General features: G+C 70.3%; 16 protein-coding genes. 11 read left to right on the top strand and 5 right to left on the bottom strand.

Annotated elements, in window-relative coordinates:
- Positions 1–9: 9 nt before the first annotated feature.
- From AB0B28_RS08415 to AB0B28_RS08455, 9 genes are all read left to right on the top strand, one after another.
- A complete protein-coding gene (locus AB0B28_RS08415) occupies positions 10–627 on the top strand; it encodes a LysE family translocator (RefSeq protein WP_360118605.1) in 618 nt (205 codons plus the stop codon).
- A 191-nt stretch (positions 628–818) separates the two neighbouring features.
- Positions 819–1,622, top strand: coding sequence for a class I SAM-dependent methyltransferase (locus AB0B28_RS08420; protein WP_360118607.1), 804 nt, complete (start codon positions 819–821; stop codon positions 1,620–1,622).
- Between the two features lie 23 nt (positions 1,623–1,645).
- Positions 1,646–2,542: a hypothetical protein gene (locus tag AB0B28_RS08425; protein WP_360118608.1), complete on the top strand. Its 897-nt coding sequence runs from the start codon at positions 1,646–1,648 to the stop codon at positions 2,540–2,542.
- 408 nt (positions 2,543–2,950) lie between these two features.
- Entirely contained in the window at positions 2,951–4,132 is a 1,182-nt protein-coding gene (fxlM, locus tag AB0B28_RS08430) for a methyltransferase, FxLD system (protein ID WP_360118610.1), read from the top strand.
- Positions 4,133–4,360: 228 nt separating this feature from the next.
- Positions 4,361–6,241 carry a potassium transporter TrkA gene (locus AB0B28_RS08435; RefSeq protein WP_360118612.1) on the top strand — a complete coding sequence of 627 codons (1,881 nt, stop codon included), beginning with the start codon at positions 4,361–4,363 and terminating at the stop codon, positions 6,239–6,241.
- A 125-nt stretch (positions 6,242–6,366) separates the two neighbouring features.
- Positions 6,367–8,142: an ABC transporter ATP-binding protein gene (locus AB0B28_RS08440; RefSeq protein ID WP_360118614.1), complete on the top strand. Its 1,776-nt coding sequence runs from the start codon at positions 6,367–6,369 to the stop codon at positions 8,140–8,142.
- A 186-nt stretch (positions 8,143–8,328) separates the two neighbouring features.
- Positions 8,329–9,390, top strand: a complete 1,062-nt coding sequence (locus AB0B28_RS08445) for a glycerophosphodiester phosphodiesterase family protein (protein WP_360118616.1) — start codon at positions 8,329–8,331, stop codon at positions 9,388–9,390.
- Between the two features lie 121 nt (positions 9,391–9,511).
- A complete protein-coding gene (locus AB0B28_RS08450; protein ID WP_360118618.1) occupies positions 9,512–9,766 on the top strand; it encodes a hypothetical protein in 255 nt (84 codons plus the stop codon).
- Entirely contained in the window at positions 9,763–10,161 is a 399-nt protein-coding gene (locus tag AB0B28_RS08455) for a type II toxin-antitoxin system VapC family toxin (protein WP_360118620.1), read from the top strand. The genes AB0B28_RS08450 and AB0B28_RS08455 overlap by 4 nt, the downstream gene beginning before the upstream one ends.
- 42 nt (positions 10,162–10,203) lie before the next feature.
- Here the strand turns inward: AB0B28_RS08455 and AB0B28_RS08460 are convergent, their stop codons facing one another.
- The 3 genes from AB0B28_RS08460 to mscL form a co-directional block, all read right to left on the bottom strand.
- Positions 10,204–11,004 carry a VOC family protein gene (locus AB0B28_RS08460; protein ID WP_360118622.1) on the bottom strand — a complete coding sequence of 267 codons (801 nt, stop codon included), beginning with the start codon at positions 11,002–11,004 and terminating at the stop codon, positions 10,204–10,206.
- A 69-nt stretch (positions 11,005–11,073) separates the two neighbouring features.
- Positions 11,074–11,910 carry a VOC family protein gene (locus AB0B28_RS08465; protein WP_360118624.1) on the bottom strand — a complete coding sequence of 279 codons (837 nt, stop codon included), beginning with the start codon at positions 11,908–11,910 and terminating at the stop codon, positions 11,074–11,076.
- 146 nt (positions 11,911–12,056) lie between these two features.
- Positions 12,057–12,443, bottom strand: a complete 387-nt coding sequence (gene mscL / locus AB0B28_RS08470) for a large conductance mechanosensitive channel protein MscL (protein ID WP_360118626.1) — start codon at positions 12,441–12,443, stop codon at positions 12,057–12,059.
- A gap of 188 nt (positions 12,444–12,631) precedes the next feature.
- Here mscL and AB0B28_RS08475 point away from each other — a divergent pair, with 188 nt between their 5' ends.
- Entirely contained in the window at positions 12,632–13,474 is an 843-nt protein-coding gene (locus tag AB0B28_RS08475) for an aldo/keto reductase (RefSeq protein WP_360118627.1), read from the top strand.
- A 30-nt stretch (positions 13,475–13,504) separates the two neighbouring features.
- On the opposite strand, the gene AB0B28_RS08480 is transcribed toward AB0B28_RS08475, so the two are convergent.
- Both AB0B28_RS08480 and AB0B28_RS08485 read right to left on the bottom strand, forming a co-directional pair.
- Positions 13,505–15,874, bottom strand: coding sequence for a hypothetical protein (locus AB0B28_RS08480; protein WP_360118629.1), 2,370 nt, complete (start codon positions 15,872–15,874; stop codon positions 13,505–13,507).
- A gap of 54 nt (positions 15,875–15,928) precedes the next feature.
- Positions 15,929–16,975, bottom strand: coding sequence for a LacI family DNA-binding transcriptional regulator (locus AB0B28_RS08485; RefSeq protein ID WP_360118631.1), 1,047 nt, complete (start codon positions 16,973–16,975; stop codon positions 15,929–15,931).
- Between the two features lie 486 nt (positions 16,976–17,461).
- Between AB0B28_RS08485 and AB0B28_RS08490 the strand changes: the two genes are divergently transcribed.
- The gene (locus tag AB0B28_RS08490; protein ID WP_360118633.1) at positions 17,462–18,754 is read left to right on the top strand and encodes an ammonium transporter; all 1,293 of its coding nucleotides are present in this window, start codon (positions 17,462–17,464) and stop codon (positions 18,752–18,754) included.
- Positions 18,755–18,846 lie beyond the last annotated feature (92 nt).

Raw genomic sequence — 18,846 nt, forward strand, 5'->3', positions numbered from 1 at the left:
CATCGAGCCATGACCGTGCTGCTGCTGTTCTCGCTGGCGATCATCGTCGCCGCGATCGTCCCTGGACCCGACTTCGCGATGGTGGTGCGCAACACCGTGCTCTCGGGGCGCGCCAGCGGGATGTGGACCGCCATCGGGATCGGCCTCGGCGTCTCGGTGTGGGTCGTGGCCGCCTCGATCGGCATGGCCGCGCTGCTCGCCGCCTCGGCGCTGGCGTTCACGATCGTGAAGGTCGTGGGCGCGGCCTACCTGGTGTACCTCGGCGTCAAGTCGATCCGGGCCGCCGTCAAGGACCGCAAGCGGCCGGTCGACGAGCTCGACCTGGGACGCGAGATGAGCCGCTGGGCCGCGTTCCGCTCCGGCCTGCTCTGCAACGTGCTCAACCCGAAGGCCGCCGTGTTCTTCACCGCGCTCATGCCTCAGTTCATCGGCTCCGGTTCGCAGTGGACGCTCGTCAGCGAGCTGGCCGTCGTCGCGATGATCACCTGCACCGTGTGGTTCCTGCTGCTGGCCAACCTGATCGGCCTCATGCGCAAGATCCTCGACCGGCCCCGCGTGCGGGCCTGGCTCAACGGGGTGACCGGCGCGGTCATGGTCGCGCTCGGGCTCCGCGTGGCCGCGACGTGACCGGCCGGGCCGGTTCGCGGGGAGCCGCGCGCGGCGATGTCGTACCCATGCGGTGAGATGACAAAGCGGCGGCCAGCCGCCGGCCCTTCGCGCTTGCGGGAGTGCGAAGGACCGGCAGACCGGCCGCCGTTCCGCGTCCCCGCCGGTAAATCGGTGGCGGGCCGCCGGGTGCGGGCGGACGATCTATACCCATGAGCGAATGGGAACTCGAACGCGAGATCACCGCGTATTACGAACGAGGCGAAGAACGCGAGCGCCTGACGCGAAACCCGCGAGGGCGACTCGAATTCGTGCGCATGCAGGACCTGTTGCGCCGCCTGCTCCCCGGCGAAGGCCTCGACGTGCTCGACGTGGGCGGCGCGACCGGCATCCACTCGGCCTGGCTCGCCGCCGACGGACACAAGCCGACGCTCCTGGACCCCGTCTCCGACCAGGTCGCGGTCGCGGCCGCGCTCCCCGGCGTCACCGCGCTCGTCGGCGACGCGCGCGAGCTGCCGTTCGAGGACGCGAGCTTCGACGCGGTGCTGCTCATGGGCCCGCTCTACCACCTGGTCGAACGCGAGGAACGGGTGAGGGCCATCGCCGAGGCGCGCCGCTGCGCGCGGCCCGGCGGGCTCGTGGCCGCGGTGACGATCAACCGCGTCGCGGGCTGGAACGACCACCTCCTGTTCAGGGCCGGCGGCGACGACAAGGGCATCAGCGCCGAGGCGAGCCTGCGGGTGCTGCGCGAAGGCGACCTGCGGTTCTTCGACCAGCACATGTTCACCACCGCGTACCTCGCGCACCCGTGGGAGGTGGCGTCCGAGTTCGCCGACGTGGGCCTGGACGCGACCCAGTACTCGGTGCAGGGCTTCCCCGGATTCATCCCCCAACTCGAAGCGCTCGTGGACGACCCGGCCGGGTTCGCACACCTGATGGAGGGCTTGCGCGAGATCGAGACCGAGCCGTCCCTGCTGGGCGCGGGGAACCATCTGCTGACGGCGGCGAAGGTGTAGGAATGGTGGCCTGAGGAGGTTCCATGCGCTGGGTTCGGTTCGCAGCGATCGCCGCGTTCGCGCTGAGTGCCGCTGCGGCCGGGCTCGCCGGGAGCCTCGCCTCGCCCGGATCCGATGCGGCAGTGCCGGAGTCGGCTCCGGAGAGCGGAGCTTCGGTCGAGGCCGGGGTGTCCGCGGCGCCCGACTTGACGGCCACCGCCGAGCTTCGGCGCTCGTTCATGGCTCCCGGGGCGGTCGCGATCGCGGTGACGAACCACGGCGGGGCGCCGGTCGAGGTGATCGGCGTTGAGCTCGTCTCGGATTCATTCGCGCCCTTGGGGATCCAGGAGTTCGATGCGCGCGTGCCGCCCAGCGAGCACCCCCGCGACCTCATCACCGCCTACGGCGAGGCCCGCTGCCCGGACGGCCTCGACTCGGTCGCCGCGCCCTCGACTGCCGTGCTCACGGTCGTGACCGAGGACGGCGCGACGCATGAAGTCGAAGCGGCCCTGCCGCACCCGAACGGCACCCTCGACCGGTTGCTGAGCGAAGCCTGCGCGGCGCGGGTGGTCGCCGCCGCTGTGGACGTCGCGCTGGGAGAGCTGACCTCGGCAGAAGGCGGCACGCTCACCGGGGACCTGGTGCTCACGCCGCTGGCCGGGGCCGCGCTGGTGGTGACGGAGGTGCGCGGGAGTGTCCTGTTCACGATCGCCGCTGAACCGGCTGAGGGCGGGGCAGGGGAGGCGCTCGCGGTGCCGCTCGGCTTCGACGCGCATCGCTGCGATGGGCATGCGGTGGGTGATGCGAAGCAGCCCTTCGGGTTCACGGTGTGGATCGCGATCGACGGCGGTGACCCGGTGGCGACCCCGATAGAGGTTGCGGACCCGCAGCGCGACGCGCTGTGGACGATGCTCGACCGCCGCTGCGACCACGACGACTGACGGCCGCGCGGCGACACCAGCGCGGCGAACGCGGGGTTGGCGCGCGACGGCTTCCGCGATACCGTCCGTCGCCGTCGCCGTCGCTCTCGCTCTCGCTCTCGCTCTCGCTCTCGCTCTCGCTCTCGCTCTCGCTCTCGCTCTCGCTCACGCGAACGCGAACGCGAGGGTTCGGCGTGCTTTCTCCCGCCTACGGGTGACTTCTCGGGAGCGGGGCGCGAAATTGTCATACCCTGCGGTCACGCTTGAAATCGGGGACCCAACCCAGGCGGATCGGGCGTTATTCGGCGTGCTCGGGGGACGGCCCGGGGGGTGGGACGGATGGAACTGGAGGAGGCGGACCTGGCACATCGGACGTACGCTGGAGGCGTGGGTGATCACACCGATACTTCCGGTAATGAAGCGAGCCTGTTGCGCGCCCGGCTCATCGGGAACCTGCGCTCTGCCCGGGTCATCCGCAGCGACGCCGTCGCCGCCGCCATGCTCGCCGTGCCGCGCCACCGGTTCATCCCCGAAGCGCCCCTGCGCACCGCCTACGCCGACGAGGTCTACGTGACCAAACGCGACGGCCACGGCGACCCCGTCAGCTCGGCCTCCCAGCCCTCCATCGTCGCCACCATGCTCGAACAGCTCGATCTGCGCCCCGGCCAGCGCGTCCTGGAGATCGGGGCCGGGACCGGCTACAACGCCGCCCTGATCGACGCCCTCGTCGGACCCGAAGGGGCGGTGACCGCTGTCGACATCGACGCCGACACCGTCGACCGCGCCCGCCGGGCCCTCGACGCGACCGGGCGCGAACGCGTGCGGGTCGTGCGCGGCGACGGCGAGCTCGGTGTTGCCGACGGCGCGCCCTACGACCGGATCATCGCCACCGTCGGCACCTGGGACCTGCCCCCGGCCTGGTGGGAGCAGCTCGCTCCCGGCGGCAGACTCGTTGCGCCGCTGAGCATCCGCGGCTGCGAGCACGCCGTGGCCTTCGACGCCGTGGACGGCGTCATGCGTTCCAGCTCCATTGTGGGCTGCGGCTTCATGCCGATGCGCGGCCTCGGCGGGCACGGGGACCAGACCGTCGAACTCTCGCAGGGCCGCATCCTCTCCTTCCATGTGGACCAAGGGGTCGAGGCCGACGGGGCGGCCGGGGCGCTCGACGGGCGCGGGTCGACCGTGTGGACCTCGGTGCGGCTCAAGCCGAACGAGGACGCGTCGCAGCTGTCCCTCTGGCTCGCATGCGCGTTTACCGGCTACGGGCGCATGAGCGCGCCCTTCGCCGATCACGGGCTCCAGCGGCTCCTCATGCGCTGGGCCAACCCGGCCGTCGTCGAAGGGCGGGACTTCGCCTACGCCGTGAGCCGGAAAGTGGGCGAGGGCAACGAGATCGGGGTCCGCGGCCACGGCCCGGACGGCGCCGACCTCGCCGCGCGGGTGGCCGAGCAGGTCGGCGTGTGGGACCGCGAGTGCCGCGACGGGGTGCGGCTGGAGATCACCGCGTACCGCGACGGGACCGAAGGCCCGGGCGACGCGCGCTTCACCGTTCCCAAGCGCCACACCAGCCTTGCGATCCGCGTCGCGCCCGTCGAGGCCGACCTCCGCTAGCCCGCCCGCCCCGAATGTGAGGGTGTTTCGCCCAGTTCTAAGGTGAGGTCTTCGGCGCGCCCGAACCCCCTCGCGCCCTGGTGACCCCGCGTAGCGTCCCTGCGCAGGCCGATCGCAGTGGACGCGATGCGGTAATAGTGTTCGACACCCCGAAATCCTCCCGGCCCACTCGCCTCCGCCCCGAGTCGGCCGGTCGACAGACGTTTCCCCAGAAAGGACGCCTCCCCGATGTCCGATCCGACGTTCAAACAGCGAGCGCGCTATTGGTTCGACAACACCATGTCGAAGGGCACGAAAGCACTCATCGGCTGGCTGACCGTGATCACGCTCGTGCTCACCGCGATCTGCGCGATCCTCGTGCTCATATTCGCGAGAGGCTCCGACGGCGGCTCGGCGGGCCTGGGCACCGTCCTGTGGACCTCGTTCCTGCACGTCCTGGACCCGGGCAACATCTCAGGGGACGAGGACAAGCTCCCCTATATGGTCATCATGTTCGCCACCACCATCGGCGGCATCGTGATCATCTCCTCACTGGTCGGTATTCTCACCACCGGTCTCGACGCGAAACTCGAAGAGCTCCGAAAGGGCCGCTCATTCGTGGTTGAGACGGATCACACCCTCATTCTCGGCTGGTCCGATCAGGTCTTCATCATCATCTCGGAATTGGTGGAGGCCAATGAGAGCGAGAAGCGCGCGTGCGTCGTGATCCTCGCCGACCGCGACAAGGTCGAGATGGAGGACGAGATCCGCACGAAGCTCCCCGACCTCAAGACCACTGTGGTCGTCTGCCGCACCGGCGACCCCTCCGACCCCGCCGACATCGGGATCGCGAACCCCACCAGCGCCAAGAGCATCATCGTGCTCACCTCCGCCGAGGAGGACCCCGACGCGCAGCTCGTGCGCAGCCTCCTGGCCGTCACCCAGGGCGGGGCGCTCAAGTGCCACGTGGTCGGGGCCGTGGCCGAGGGCCGGAACCTGCCCGCCGCGCGCCTGGCCGGCGGCCGGGCCGCCCACGTGGTCGACGCGAACGACCTCATGGCCCGCCTCATGGTCCAGACCTGCCGCCAGTCGGGGCTCTCGGTGGTCTACACCGACCTGCTCGACTTCGGCGGCGACGAGATCTACATGGTCGAGGAGGCCGCGCTGTACGGCCGCCCGCTGAGCCAGGCGCTGCACTCCTACCGCACGTCCTCGGTCATCGGGGTGATGGGCCGCGACGGCCGCTGCCACGTCAACCCGCCTTCGAACGCGGTGCTCAACCCCGGCGACAAGCTGATCCTGATCGCGGCCGACGACTCGGCGATCCGCCTCGACGGCTCGCGTCCGGCGATCGACGAGGGCGCGATCGTGACCCGCCCGGACGCCCCGCCGCGCCCCGAGCGGACCCTCATCCTGGGCTGGAACGCCCGCTCGCGGATGATCCTGGAGCAGCTCGACCAGTACGTGGCCCCCGGTTCGATCACCGACGTGGTGACCGACCACCCCGACGCGCCCGAGGCGGTGCGCGCGATCGGCCCGACGATGCGCGTCCAGGGCCTGAACTTCAAGAACGACGACACCACCGACCGCCGGATGCTCGAGTCGATCAACCCCGGCGGCTACAACCACATCATCGCGCTGTGCTCGGACGACGTGTCGCCGCAGCTGGCCGACTCCCGGACCCTCGTGTCGCTGCTGCATCTGCGGGACATGGCCCAGCGGGCGAATTCGCGCTTCAAGGTCGTGTCGGAGATGGCCGACGACCGCAACCGGGCGCTCGCGCAGGTCACGCAGGCCGACGACTTCATCGTCAGCGACAAGCTCATCAGCCTGCTGCTGACGCAGACGGCCGAGAACCCGCACCTGTCGCAGGTGTTCGCGCACCTGTTCAGCCCCGAGGGCTCGGAGATCTACCTCAAGTCGGCCGACCTCTACGTGCGGCCGGGCGTGCCGGTCAACTTCTACACGGTGGTCGAGTCGGCCCGGCGGCGCGGCGAGACCGCGATCGGCTACCGGCAGGTCGCGCTGGCGCAGCAGGCCCCGGGCTACGGCGTGAACCTCAACCCGGACAAGTCGCAGATGTTCATGCTCCAAAGCGGCGACAAGATCATCGTGCTCGCCGAGGACTGAAGGGTCTTACGACCTGAGTATGAGGACGAACTGCGACTCGCGGCCGACGGCGGTGTCGGGGGGCGTGGGTAGTGTCGGAAAAGACCGCGAACACCCAGCGGTCTGAAGTTCAGAGGAACCAGCTGATGACCGACACCACCGCGACGGCCGAGGCCGCCGCGTCCGAAGCACCGGCGAAGGCCCCGTTCTCGCGATTGTGGTCCTACGCCCGCCACCACCTGCGCCTGCTGCTCATCGGCGGCGCGCTCTCGTTCGCGGGAGGGGTCGTCGGCCTCGTCCAGCCGCTTATCGCGATGGACGTCATCGACACCCTCTCGGCGAACGAGTCCCTGACCCGTCCGCTGCTCTACCTCACGGCCGTCGTCGTCATCGGCGGCGCGCTCTCGGCGCTCGGCCCCTATCTGATGCAGATCGCCGGGCAGAACGTGGTGCTGACCGTGCGCCGCCAGCTCATCGGCAGGCTCATCCGCCTCCAGGTCGCCGAGGTCGACCGCCTCAAGCCCGGCGACCTCGTCTCGCGCCTGAGCTCTGACACGAACCTCCTGCGCACCGTCGCCAGCACCACCGTCATCGGCGGCGTCACCGACACGTTCATGATCCTCGGCGGCATCGGCCTCATGGCCTGGCTCGACCCGGTCCTGTTCGGCACCACCATGGCGATGGTCGTGTTCGTGACGGTGATGATGCTGTTCATCATGCCGCGCATCCAGAGCGCCACCGTCGACTCCCAGAAGGCCCTGGGCGACATGGGCTCCCTGCTCGAACGCGCCTTCAGCGCCTTCCGCACGGTGAAGGCCTCCGGCGCCGAGGACCACGAGATCGGGCGGCTCGACGCGGCCGCCACCACCGCCCGCGACAAGGGCGTCAAGGCCTCCTTCTGGGAGGCCCTCGCGGGCGTGGCCGCGTTCCTGCCGGTCAACATCGCGTTCCTGATGGTGCTCGGCGTCGGCGGCGCCCGCGTCGCCTCCGGCGCGATGGAGGTCGGCACCCTCATCGGGTTCCTGCTGCTGCTGTTCTACCTGATGGGCCCCATCAACGGCCTCATCGCCTCGCTCGCGCAGCTCCAGACCGGCCTGGCCGCGATCCACCGGATCGAGGAGGTCGCCGGGCTCGACTCCGAGGAGCCGGTCGAAGCCGCGGCGCCGATCGCCGTGCGCGAGGGCCCGGCCCAGGTCGAGTTCGACAGCGTGACGTTCCGGTACGCCGAGGAGCTGCCGCTGGTCCACCACGGCGTCTCCTTCGCCTCCAGCGGCCGCGGGCTGACCGCGCTGGTGGGCCCCTCCGGCGCGGGCAAGACCACCGTGTTCTCCCTGATCGAGCGGTTCTACCCGGCCACCACCGGCACGGTCCGCGTCGACGGCGTCCCGGTCGAGGACTGGCCGCTCGAAGAGCTGCGCGGCCTCATCGGCTACGTGGAGCAGGACGCGCCGGTGCTCGACGGGACGCTCCGCGAGAACCTCGTCATGGCCGCGCCCGGCGCCACCGAAGGCGACCTGGACGAGGTCGTCAAGGTCGCCCGCCTCACCGAACTGGTCGACAAGCTGCCCGACGGCCTCGAATCGACTATCGGCCACCGCGGCACCACCCTCTCCGGCGGCGAGCGCCAGCGCGTCGCCATTGCCAGGGCCCTGCTGCGCAAGCCGCGCCTGCTGCTGCTCGACGAGGCCACCTCGCAGCTCGACGCCGCGAACGAGGCCGCGCTCAAGCAGGTCATGCTCGACGCCGCCGAGCGCACCAACGTGCTCGTGGTGGCCCACCGGCTCTCCACGGTGACCAGCGCCGACCAGATCGTGGTCTTCGACGCGGGTCTGGTGCGCGCCACCGGAACCCACGCCGAGCTGGTCGAGATGGACGAGCTGTACCGCGACCTGGCCGCGTCGCAATTGCTCACCGCCGCATAGGAATCCGCCGCAGCGCCCGCCCGGGGACCCCGGGCGGGCGCTGTCGTGTTCCCCGAAGTGCGCCGAAACACCCGTTTTCAACCACTCTTCAAATAGAGTTCAGCCGCGAGAGAGGCCCGCGCCCGATGAGCGCGGTTGGCTGAGGTCCCCAGTCCCGAACGACCGCCTTCCAGGAAGGGGATCTGCATGTCCCGCAAGGGCGCACTCCTCCGCGGCACCGCCGCACTCTTCATCGCCGGAGTCCTCATCGGACTCACCGCCGCCCCCGCGGCCGCCTGGCCCGGCCACGGCCACCCCGGGCACGGCCACCACGACGACCCGATCGTGATCGCCCACCGCGGCGCGAGCGGCTACCTGCCCGAGCACACGCTGGAGGCCTACCAGCTGGCCGTCGAGCAGGGCGCCGACGTGATCGAGCCCGACCTCGTTCTCACCGCCGACGGCGAGCTCCTCGCCCGCCACGAGCCGGTCCTGGACGAGACCACCGACGTGGCCGACCGCCCCGAGTTCGCCGACCGCAAGACCACCAAGCTCGTGGACGGCAGCCCGGTGACCGGGTTCTTCGCCGACGACTTCACCCTCGCCGAGCTCAAGACCCTCCGCGCCGAGGAGCGCCTGCCCGACCTGCGGCCCGGAAGCGCCGCCCACGACGGCGAGTTCTCGCTGGTCACCTACGACGAGGTCCTCGACTACGTGGCGACCCTCGACCGGAAGGTCATCACCTACCCGGAGATGAAGCACCCGGCCTACTACGAGGAGCAGGGCCTGAGCATCGAGGACGCCCTCGCCGACCTGCTGGAGGAGCGCGGCCTCGACCGCAAGCGCTCCCCGGTGTGGGTGCAGTCCTTCGAGTACCAGAGCCTGCTCAACATCGCCGAGCGCGTGGACAACCGGATCGGGCTCAACATCGACGGCCAGGGGGAGATCTCCGACGCCGACCTCGACGAGTACGCCTCGACCCTGGACACGGTGAGCCTCAACAAGAACCGGATCTTCCCGCGCGACGCCTCCGGTGCGATCGGCGAGCCCACCGACGTGGTCGACCGCGCCCACGACCGGGGCCTGGACGTGCACGTGTGGACCTTCCGCGCCGAGAACACGTTCCTGCCCGCGAACCTGCGCACCGGCGACGACCCGGCCGCGTGGGGCGACATCGAAGCGGAGTTCGCACTGTTCTACGACCTCGGGGTCGACGCCGTCTTCAGCGACTTCCCCGACCTCGCCATCGCCGCCCGCAGCGCCTGCTGACCAATCCGAAAACAAGGGCCGCCCCGCCGCCGGGGCGGCCCTTCCCTCGTCTGCTCCGAGCGGACACGCCGAGTCCTCTCGGGTCCACGGATTTTCTGTGCATGAATCGTATGCTTGGTGCATGCATGAGAGCTACGCTGGAACCATGAAGAACATCCAGGTGAAGAACGTGTCCGACGAAGTCCACCGGGTGTGGAAGACCCGGGCGGCTGCGGAGGGCATGTCGATGCAGGAGTACCTGCATCGCAAGCTGACCCGCGAGGCGCAGCAGCCGACCGTCGCCGAAGTTCTCGCGAGGGTCGAGCACCGCGGCGGTCCGAAACTGGACGGCGACGAGATCGTGGCCATGATCCGCGAAGACCGCGATTCCCGGTGATCATCGTCGACGCCTCGGTCGTCGTATCCGCTCTGATCTCGTTCACCGAACCGCATCGACGTCTGCGCGAGGAGCTGGAGCAGCAGGAGCTGGCAGCTCCGAGCCACCTCAACCTCGAAGTGATGTCGGTGCTCCGTAAGTACAGCCGTAGGAAGGCCGTCACTGAGGAGCGGACTGCGATGGCGCTGGTCGACCTAGCGCAGCTTCCGGTCGAACGTGTGCCCGTCGCCGCCTTCGAAACCCGGATCTGGGAGCTGCGCCATAACATGACCCCCTATGACGCGGCATATGTCGCGCTGGCGGAGCGGCTGGGAGCGGATCTTTGGACTTTCGACCGCAGGCTGGCGGCGGCACCCGGTGGCGAGTGCACTGTACGGGTTCCCGATTCTGACTGATTCGCGAAGAGGACACCGCTCCGGCGGTGTCCTCTTCGCGAATCAGTCCCAGGCTCTTGGGGATTGGATTCCCATCGTCGTTCCTCCTGGGGCGGCTATGCCCGCTACTCGCAGACCCGGGACGTCCAGGGGCGGGGCCGCTATCGTGCCGCCGAGTTCGACGGCGCGTTCGGTGTAGGCGTCGGTGTCGGGGACGGTGACCATGACGCTCCATTGCGGGGGCATGTTGAGTTCGAAGCCGTCGGCGGCGTGGCAGCCGCCGAATTCGGGGCCGCCCGCGCCGGGGGAGAGGGCCGCGTACGGTTTCGGGTTCGCGGGGTCCTCCCAGGGCGGGGTGACCGCGGTCCAGCCGAGCAGGTCCACGTAGTAGCGCATGGCGTCGGCCGGGACGCCGTCGAAGTGGTACTCGGCCCACACCACGCTGTTCGGCTCCCCGAACACCCCGAAACCGGTGTCGGGCTGCTTCGCCTCGACGAGCCCGAACGAGGCGCCGTTGGGGTCCTCGACCATCGCGAAGCGCAGCATGTCGGCCACGTTCTGCGGTTCCTCCGCGAGCGAGCCGCCCAGGGCCACGGCCTGCTCGGCCGAGGCGTCGCAGTCGGCGACCTTGAACTGGACGTTCCAGATCCGCGAGGGCGCCATGCCCGGCGGGCACGGCATGATCCCCATGACCGGCCGGTCGCCGCCTGCGCCCGGGAGCGAGAACGTGGTGTAGTGCGCGAGATCCTCCCCGGCGTCGGTGGAGGTCCAGCCGAACAGGGCCTCGTAGAACCTGGTGTCCGCCTCCAGATCGGCGGTCAGGGAGTCCGACCAGATCGGCGCCCCCAGCGGGATCGAGTTCATTGACCTGCTCCTTCGCAGAGATGACCCCTCCACCGTCGCACGCGTGCCCAGGAGGCGCAGCCGAACCGCTCAGTCCTGCGCGCGCTCCCTGGACGACATGACGGTGAAGTGCGCGCCGGTCGGGGAGACCAGGACCGCCATGCGCCCGCCCGGGTCGTCGACGGGCGCGACCGCGAGGGTGCCGCCCAGGTCGACGGCCTTCGCGGCCGTGAGGTCGACCGAGTCGGTCCCGAAGCACACCAGCCAGTGCGGCCCCCGGTCGAGTTCGGGCCCGAGCGCCATGCGCGCCCCACCGAACTCGGCGTTCCCGCGGCAGTGGTGGTCGTCGAAGTCCTGCGCCCACAGACCCACGTACGGCGCCTCGGGCTCGGGCTTGTCCTTCCCCGGGACCTGGACCTCCCAGTTGAGCAGCTCGGCGTAGAACTGCATCGCCTCGACCGGGCGGCCGTCGTAGACGTACTCGAACCACACCACCGCGCCCGGCTCGTCGTACGCGGTGAACCCCATGTGCTCGTTCAGCGGCTCGAACAGGCCGAACTCGCCGCCGTCAGGGTCGCGCAGCGACGCGAACACCAGGTCTTCGCCGATGCGCACCGGGTGGCTCACGATCGCAGCCCCCAGCTTCTCGGCCTCGGCCGCGGCCTTGACGCAGTCGGGCACGTGGAAGGCCACATCCCAGCTCCCCGGCTTGTCGCGATCGGCCGGCGCGCGCGAGACCAGGCCCGCCACCGCTCTGGCCGTGGCGACCGAGGTGCCCAGGCACAGCTCGGTGTAGTGCCCGTAGTCCTCCCCGGCGTCGAACGTGGACCAGTTGAACAACTTGGTGTAGAACTCCAGATCGGCGGCCATATCGGGGGAGGAGCAGTCGGCCCAGATCGGGGCTCCGTGCGCGATCGACTTGGTCATGGTGCAGTCCTTCGAGGTCGGTTCGGCGAGGCCTCCCCACCGTGCCATGCGGGTGTGACACCCGCAAGCCTTCGCCGCGTACCCGCCGTCTACAACAGGCAAACACGAAGGCCCGCCCGGGAACCGGACGGGCCCTCGACGAATGCTCAGCTCTGGTTGCGCTGGCGCAGGAGGTCGCGGATCTCCTCCAGGAGCACCACCTGCTCCTCACGGACCACTTCGGCCTCCTCAGTGGAGGACATGAACCGCTCGCGGAGCTTGTTCATGGGCATCACGATCACGAAGTACACCGCGACCGAGGTCAGGAAGAACACCAGGATCCCGTTGAGGAAGACCCCGTAGGGGAACTCGACGCCGTTGACGGTGAAGCTGCCGCCGACCTCCGCGCCGCCGGTGACCAGTGTGATGAGCGGATTGAGGAACGCGTCGCCGAACGACCCCACGAGCGCGGTCATCGCCGCGCCCATGACCACCGCGACGGCCAGTTCGACCACGTTGCCGCGCATCAAGAACTCTTTGAACCCTTTGATCATGGTCTAGAGTCTCGCATCCCGCCCTCGCAGCACAGGTGTCGCGCGTCCCGGTGTCGCCGACAGCGACCTGAATCACCCGCACGGGATTCGCCGGTCCGGGAACAAACGCGGGCCCCGCGGCGGTTGTGCCCTGCGTCGGACGCATGAGGCACCGGCACCCCAAGCACCGCACAAGAAGGGCTTTCGTCATGAGCGACATCGTGATCGGCGGCGATCTCAAGGTCAACCGGCTCGGATACGGGGCCATGCGCCTGACCGGCGACCCGGGGATCTTCACCCCGCCGAAGGACCGCGCCGCCGCGATCGCGGTGCTGCGCCGCGCCGTGGAACTGGGCGTCAACTTCATCGACACCGCCGACTCCTACGCGCTGGGCGACAACGAGTCCCTCATCGCCGAGGCGCTGCGTCCCTACAAGGACGGCGTCGTGATCGCCACCAAGGGCGGCAACACCCGCCCCTCGCCCGAGGAATGGGTCGCGGTCGGCCAGCCCGCCTACATCCGCCAGCAGGCCGAGCTGAGCCTGCGCCGCCTCGGGGTCGAGACCATCGACCTCTACCAGCTGCACCGCCTCGACCCGAACCTGCCGGTGGCCGACCAGATCGAGACCGTGGCCGACCTTCAGAAGCAGGGCAAGATCCGCCACATCGGGCTCTCCGAAGTCTCTGTGGCGCAGCTGAAGGAGGCCCAGGCCGTGGCCCCGATCGCCAGCGTCCAGAACCTCTACAACCTGGTCACCCGCCAGAGCGAAGAGGTGCTGAACTACACCGCCGAGCAGGGCATCGCGTTCATCCCGTGGTTCCCGATCGCGGCGGGCGCGCACGCCGGGCCCGACGGCCCGGTCGGCAAGATCGCCGCCGAAGCGGGCGCGACCCCGGCCCAGACCGCGCTCGCGTGGCTTCTGCGCCGCTCGGCGAACATCCTCCCGATCCCGGGCACCAGCTCGATCGCGCACCTCGAAGAGAACTACGGCGCTTTGGATCTGACGCTCTCCGACGCCCAGTACGCGGCCCTCGACGGCCTCGGCGAATGACCCGCGCCCGTGGGGCCCGCGAGGCGGGCCTCACGGGTTGAGCGGCGCGAGGCGGAACCGCTCGAAGTCGGCGGTGCGCCCCTCGGGGTTGGCGAACGCGATCGTGTTCGCGCCCGCTTCGAGCTCGACGATCAGCGGGAAGGTCCAGAAGTCGTTCCACGACCACGTGCCCCGCATCGGGAACCGCCCGATCCGCTTGCCGTTCACGGTGACCTCGCACCGCAGCGCCACGATGTCCACATTGTACTCGTGCTCTCTGGCGCGCTCGTCGTTCGCGTAGTGCACCAGCAGCACATGCGGTCCGGCCGCCGCCTCGACCTCGATGCTCGCGCTCGCGCCGCGACCGTTCCACCCGATCACGTGCCCGCCCACCGCGAAGTCGTTGACGATCAGCGCCGACCCGCCCGCCCGGACCGCTTCGTGCGCGAGCACCTCGACCGGCTCGGGCCCGGCCGCCGGCTCCACGACCAGCCCCTCCACCTCGGACCCGGTGTGCAGCCGGTTGACACCGCGGTGCAGGAACACCGGCCGCCGCAGGTCGACCGGCAGGTTCTGGTTCTGCGGCCCGGCCAGCACACCGCTTTCGGCGCCGCCGATCGCGTGGTACCCGTCGGCTTTCGCGTACACGTCGAACGTGCGACCCCGCCCGGTGCGCACGAACGCCCCGTCGTAGCACTCGCGGTCGGGCCGCCGCCGCGTGAGCGTGATCTTGTCGAGCGCGACCTCCCCGGTCGCCGTCCCGATCGCCCCGGCCTTGGAGAGCCGGATCGCGTTGGGGCCCTCCAGGAGCCGCACCACCTCGGTCAGGACCGAGCCGTGCCGCCAGTTCATCGTGGTCGGGTAGCGCACGAACCGCTCGGCCCCGTTGACCGCCAGGACCTGCTCGGCCGGTTGCGGTTCGATCGGCTCGTGGCCCCTGCCGTACATGTGCGCGTAGTAGATCCCCAGCTCGTACTCGCCCTCGGAGGGCACCTCGACGTCGAAGTCCACCGCTGAGTCGTTGGTGTTGAGCTCGGCGACCTCGCCGCCCCCCGAGGCCGCGAACCAGCCCTCACCGGGCCTGCCCCTGCGGCTGGCCTCGCCCGAGGTCACGCACGCGTCCTCGGCCTCCCACGAGCCCGTCCACGGCGGCGCCTCGATCGGCTCACGCTCGCCGCGCTCGATCGTGAACCAGTACGCGGCCATCGGATCGACTTGGGGCACTTCGACTTCCAAGCCTTCAGGCGGCGCGGTGATACGCAGGAGCGGCACCGGCGGGCCCGCCGCGCCCTCGTACCCGGTCCAGTCGATGCGGTGCACGGTGGCGGTGACCCGCTCGCCCCAGAACCCCGCGTCCAGGCCCTCGGCGACGACGGTGAAGGCCCGGTCCCCGCCCCCGGCGAGGATCTGCGCGGTGCCCCGGGCGCGGTCCAAGGTCGCGATCCCCTGCAAGGTGTCCACAGTGTCCGGTTCGGGCGGCTTGACGAGCACGGTCTCGCCGGTCATCCCCGAGTAGGCGCGGTGGAACCACCACGCCCCGTTGGGCAGGTTCGGCTGCGGGGCCGCCCCCGAGTAGCCGCCCGCGGTGGTCCAGAACGCCATGTCGGCGTGGACTCTCGTCTCCTCGAACATCGCCGCCCACTGCACGAGCTGGCCGGGCACGGACAGGTCGCGGTGGTCGCCGTACTCGTCGATGTTCACCATCCGAGGCGCGATCCCAAGGCCCCGTTCGAGTTCGCGGTACTCGGCGTACCGGCCGCGGTACTCGGCCAGCGACCCCGGAGACAGCTCGTGCCAGGTGGTCCACTCCGGCAGCGTCTCGGTGTCGCGGGCCCGCCGCAGGAAGTGCGGCAGGAAGCTCGGGTGGTAGCGCGACTCGTTGGGGCCGGCGATCGGCACCCCGGGCGCGATGCGGCGCAGCAGCTGCGCGGTGGTGATCCAGTCGGCCAGGAACCGGTCGAACGCGGCCGGGTCGTCGCCCGCGAGCGAGTACCAGATCCAGTCCGGTTCGTTGAACGGCACCAGCACCAGCCGCCCCTGGTTGGCGACCTCGTCGAGCATCGGCGGAACCACCGCGCACAGCCGCTCGTGGTACACGTCGATCCCCACGTCCTCATAGGGCCACTGCGCGAACAGGTCCTGGAGGTACACGAACGCCAGCCCCGCGGTGCCCCGCACCCGCCCGTTGCGGCGCAGCACCGCCACCGCGTCCGAGGCGTCCCCGCCGGGGTGCTGCTCGCCGCCGTCGGGCTTCACCGCGAGCGTGGTGATGTCGATCGCGTCCAAGAGCTCGTCGCCGGGCACGCCGTCCTCCGCCACGCCGTACAGCGATCCGGTCGCGCCGTGCAGCACCGGCCCGGTCGGGGCGGCGAAGTCGACGGTGAAGCGGGCGGGCCCGAGGGGGTGGGGCGGAGGGGTCATGGGCGTGGCCTTTCCAGGTCAAGTCCTCAGGGGGTGTCAGCCCTTCTCGACGGGTCAGGACCGGGGGCCGGGAGGCCCCGAGGTCTCGCGGACGATGAGCTCGGGCTCGGGCCAGCTCGGTCTGGGGCGCGCGATCGAGGAGTCGACGCGGTGCCGCAGCAGCTCGAACGCGCCGCGCCCGACCGACTCGAAGTCCTGGTTCACCGTGGTCAGGGCCGGGCTGGTGTACGCCGAGAACGGCGTGTTGTCGAAGCCCACGATCGACAGGTCCCCGGGCACGGTGCGCCCGGCCAGGTGCGCGGCCCGCAGCGTGGCGAGCGCGAGGTGGTCGTTGCCGCACAGGATCGCGGTCACCTCCGGGTCGGCCACGAGCGGCTGCACGGCCTTGAACGCCTCGGCGATGCTCCACCCCGAGGTCACCGGCTCGGGGACGGCCCGCCCGGCCTCGCGCAGCACCCGCGCCCAGCCTTCGGCGCGGTGGGCCTTCCCGCCCCCGAACGTGTCCGTGGAGGTCGGGATCGCCAGGTGGTGGACGGTGTCGTGGCCCAGGTCGAGGAGGTACCGGGTGGCCTCGGCCGCGGCCTTGCCGTCGTCCATGCCCACCAGCCACGGCGAGGCCGCGAGCTCCTCGGCGGTGTAGGACCCGATCGCGACCATCGCGTGCGGCTGGGTGTCGAGCAGCGTCTGCTTGGCCCGCATGCCCGGCTCGTCGTGGGCCATGATGATCGTGGGCTCGCCCGCGCGCGGCAGGCGCGCGATGATGTCGGCGTCCGAATGCGTCTCGGCCGGGTCGAGCACCGAGATCTGGACGCTCCAGTCCAGGGCCCGCGCGGCCCGCTCGATGCCCCGCAGCGCGGCCTCGGCCCCGTAGAGAGAGGTGTCGGCGGTGAGCACGGTGACCGACTCGACCGCCCCGCCCGCCAGGCTCCGCGCCAGGCGATTGGGCCGGTAGCCCAGCTCGGTGATGGCGTCGGTGACCTTGTCGCGGGTGGCGGCGGCGACGCGCGGCGAGCCGTTGACGACCCTGGAGACGGTCTGGTGCGAGACTCCGGCCAGCCGGGCCACGTCCCAGATGCTCGCTGCCTTCTTCGGTTGCGCCATCGCAGTCGGTCTCTTTTCGTCGTCGTCGCGTCCGGGGGCGTGCGGCCGCGGTCTGGTACGACGATACGCGGTGTGAGCTGAGCGATCATTTCTCCGACTCGCGGCAACCCTTCGGGCACGGTTCTGTAACGACCAGGTCATGACGAGGTAACGGACGAATTGGACTCCGCAAAAGCCGCGAAAGCCGCAGAGACACCAGCCGTTTCAGTGGTGCGCGTCTCACACCTCGCTGTGCGGAGGAGTTCACACGCTCGAAATCTTTCGCGACAGCTTCTTAACACGCAGGCCCGGGCCGCGTAACACGTCTTCGTGAAGCTGGCTTCACTCCGGTAGGTAGGAGAATCACGCGCCGGCCGCTTCCCTTCGGGGCGACACGGGCTCCGGCCCGCGGCCGGCGCGTGACACCCACCCAGAGCAGCGACGCTCCCCTCACGCCGGACCACAGCCCTTCACCTTGCACCTATCTTTCGGAGAGAGGAGGCGGCCATGCCCGAGCTCGATACCGGCAACAACGCGTGGATCTTGATCTCAGCCGCCCTGGTCCTGCTCATGACCCCCGGACTCGCCCTGTTCTACGGGGGCCTGACCCGGGCCAAGAGCGTCATCAACATGATGATGAAGTGTCTCGTCGCCATCGGCATCGTCTCGATCGTGTGGACGCTCGTCGGCGAGTCCATCGCCCTCGGCGACGGCAACGGCAACGCGCTGTTCAGCATGGACTTCGACTCCGCCTTCGGCCTGCGGTACGTCAACGACCTCACCTTCGACGACGCGGGCGTCTCCACCGCCGCGATGTCCGCCTTCGGGATGATGTTCGCGATCATCACCGTGGCCCTCATCGCCGGCGCCGTGGCCGACCGCATGAAGTTCAGCGCCTGGGTCATCTTCGCCACCGCCTGGGTCATCCTCGTCTACGCACCCGTCGCCTACTGGGTGTGGGGCGACGGCTGGATCGCCGAACTGGGCGTCCTCGACTTCGCCGGCGGCGCCGCCGTCCACGCCAACGCAGGCGCCGCCGCCCTGGCGCTCGCCCTGGTCGTCGGCCGCCGCATCGGCTGGAAGGACGGCAACTTCGCGCCGCACAACCTGCCGCTCGTGGTGATCGGCGCGGGCCTGCTGTGGTTCGGCTGGTTCGGCTTCAACGCCGGCTCGGCCTTCGCCTCCGACGGCATCGCGGGCCTGGCCCTGCTCAACACCCAGGTCGCCACCGCCGCCGCGATCCTCGGCTGGCTCCTGATCGACCGCATCCGCGGCATCAAGCCCTCCGTGCTCGGCGCCTGCTCCGGCGTCATCGCGGGCCTGGTCGCCATCACCCCGGCCGCGGGCCTGGTCGAGCCGCTCGGCGCGATCGCGCTCGGCGCCATCGCGGGCATCATCTGCCCGCTCGCCATCGGCCTCAAGCACAAGCTCGGCTACGACGACTCCCTCGACGTGGTCGGTCTGCACATGGTCGCCGGGATCTGGGGCTCCATCGCCGTCGGCCTGTTCGCCGTCGAGGGCATCGCGGGCACCGCGGGCCTGTTCTACGGCGGCACCTTCGGGTTCCTCGCCAACCAGACCCTCGCGGTCCTGGCCGTGGTCGCCTACTCGTTCGCCGTGGCCCTCATCATCGGCCTGATCCTGAAGTTCACCATCGGGGTCCGCATCAGCGAAGAGGAAGAGCTCGCGGGCATCGACGCCGCCCAGCACGGCGAGGCCGGCTACGACCTCCCCGTCAACGGCAACATCGCCCTCGACGCGCCCGGCGCGACCGAGGCGCCCGAGAAGGTCACCGCCTAGTACCTCAACGCACCGCCGGACGGCCGCCCCTCACCGGGCGGCCGTCCTTTTCGCGCCCGGCGCGCCAGCACCGTTAAGCTCGTAGGGACACC

Origin of the sequence: Glycomyces sp. NPDC046736 (assembly GCF_040645615.1) — a bacterium.
Taxonomy (GTDB): domain Bacteria; phylum Actinomycetota; class Actinomycetes; order Mycobacteriales; family Micromonosporaceae; genus Glycomyces.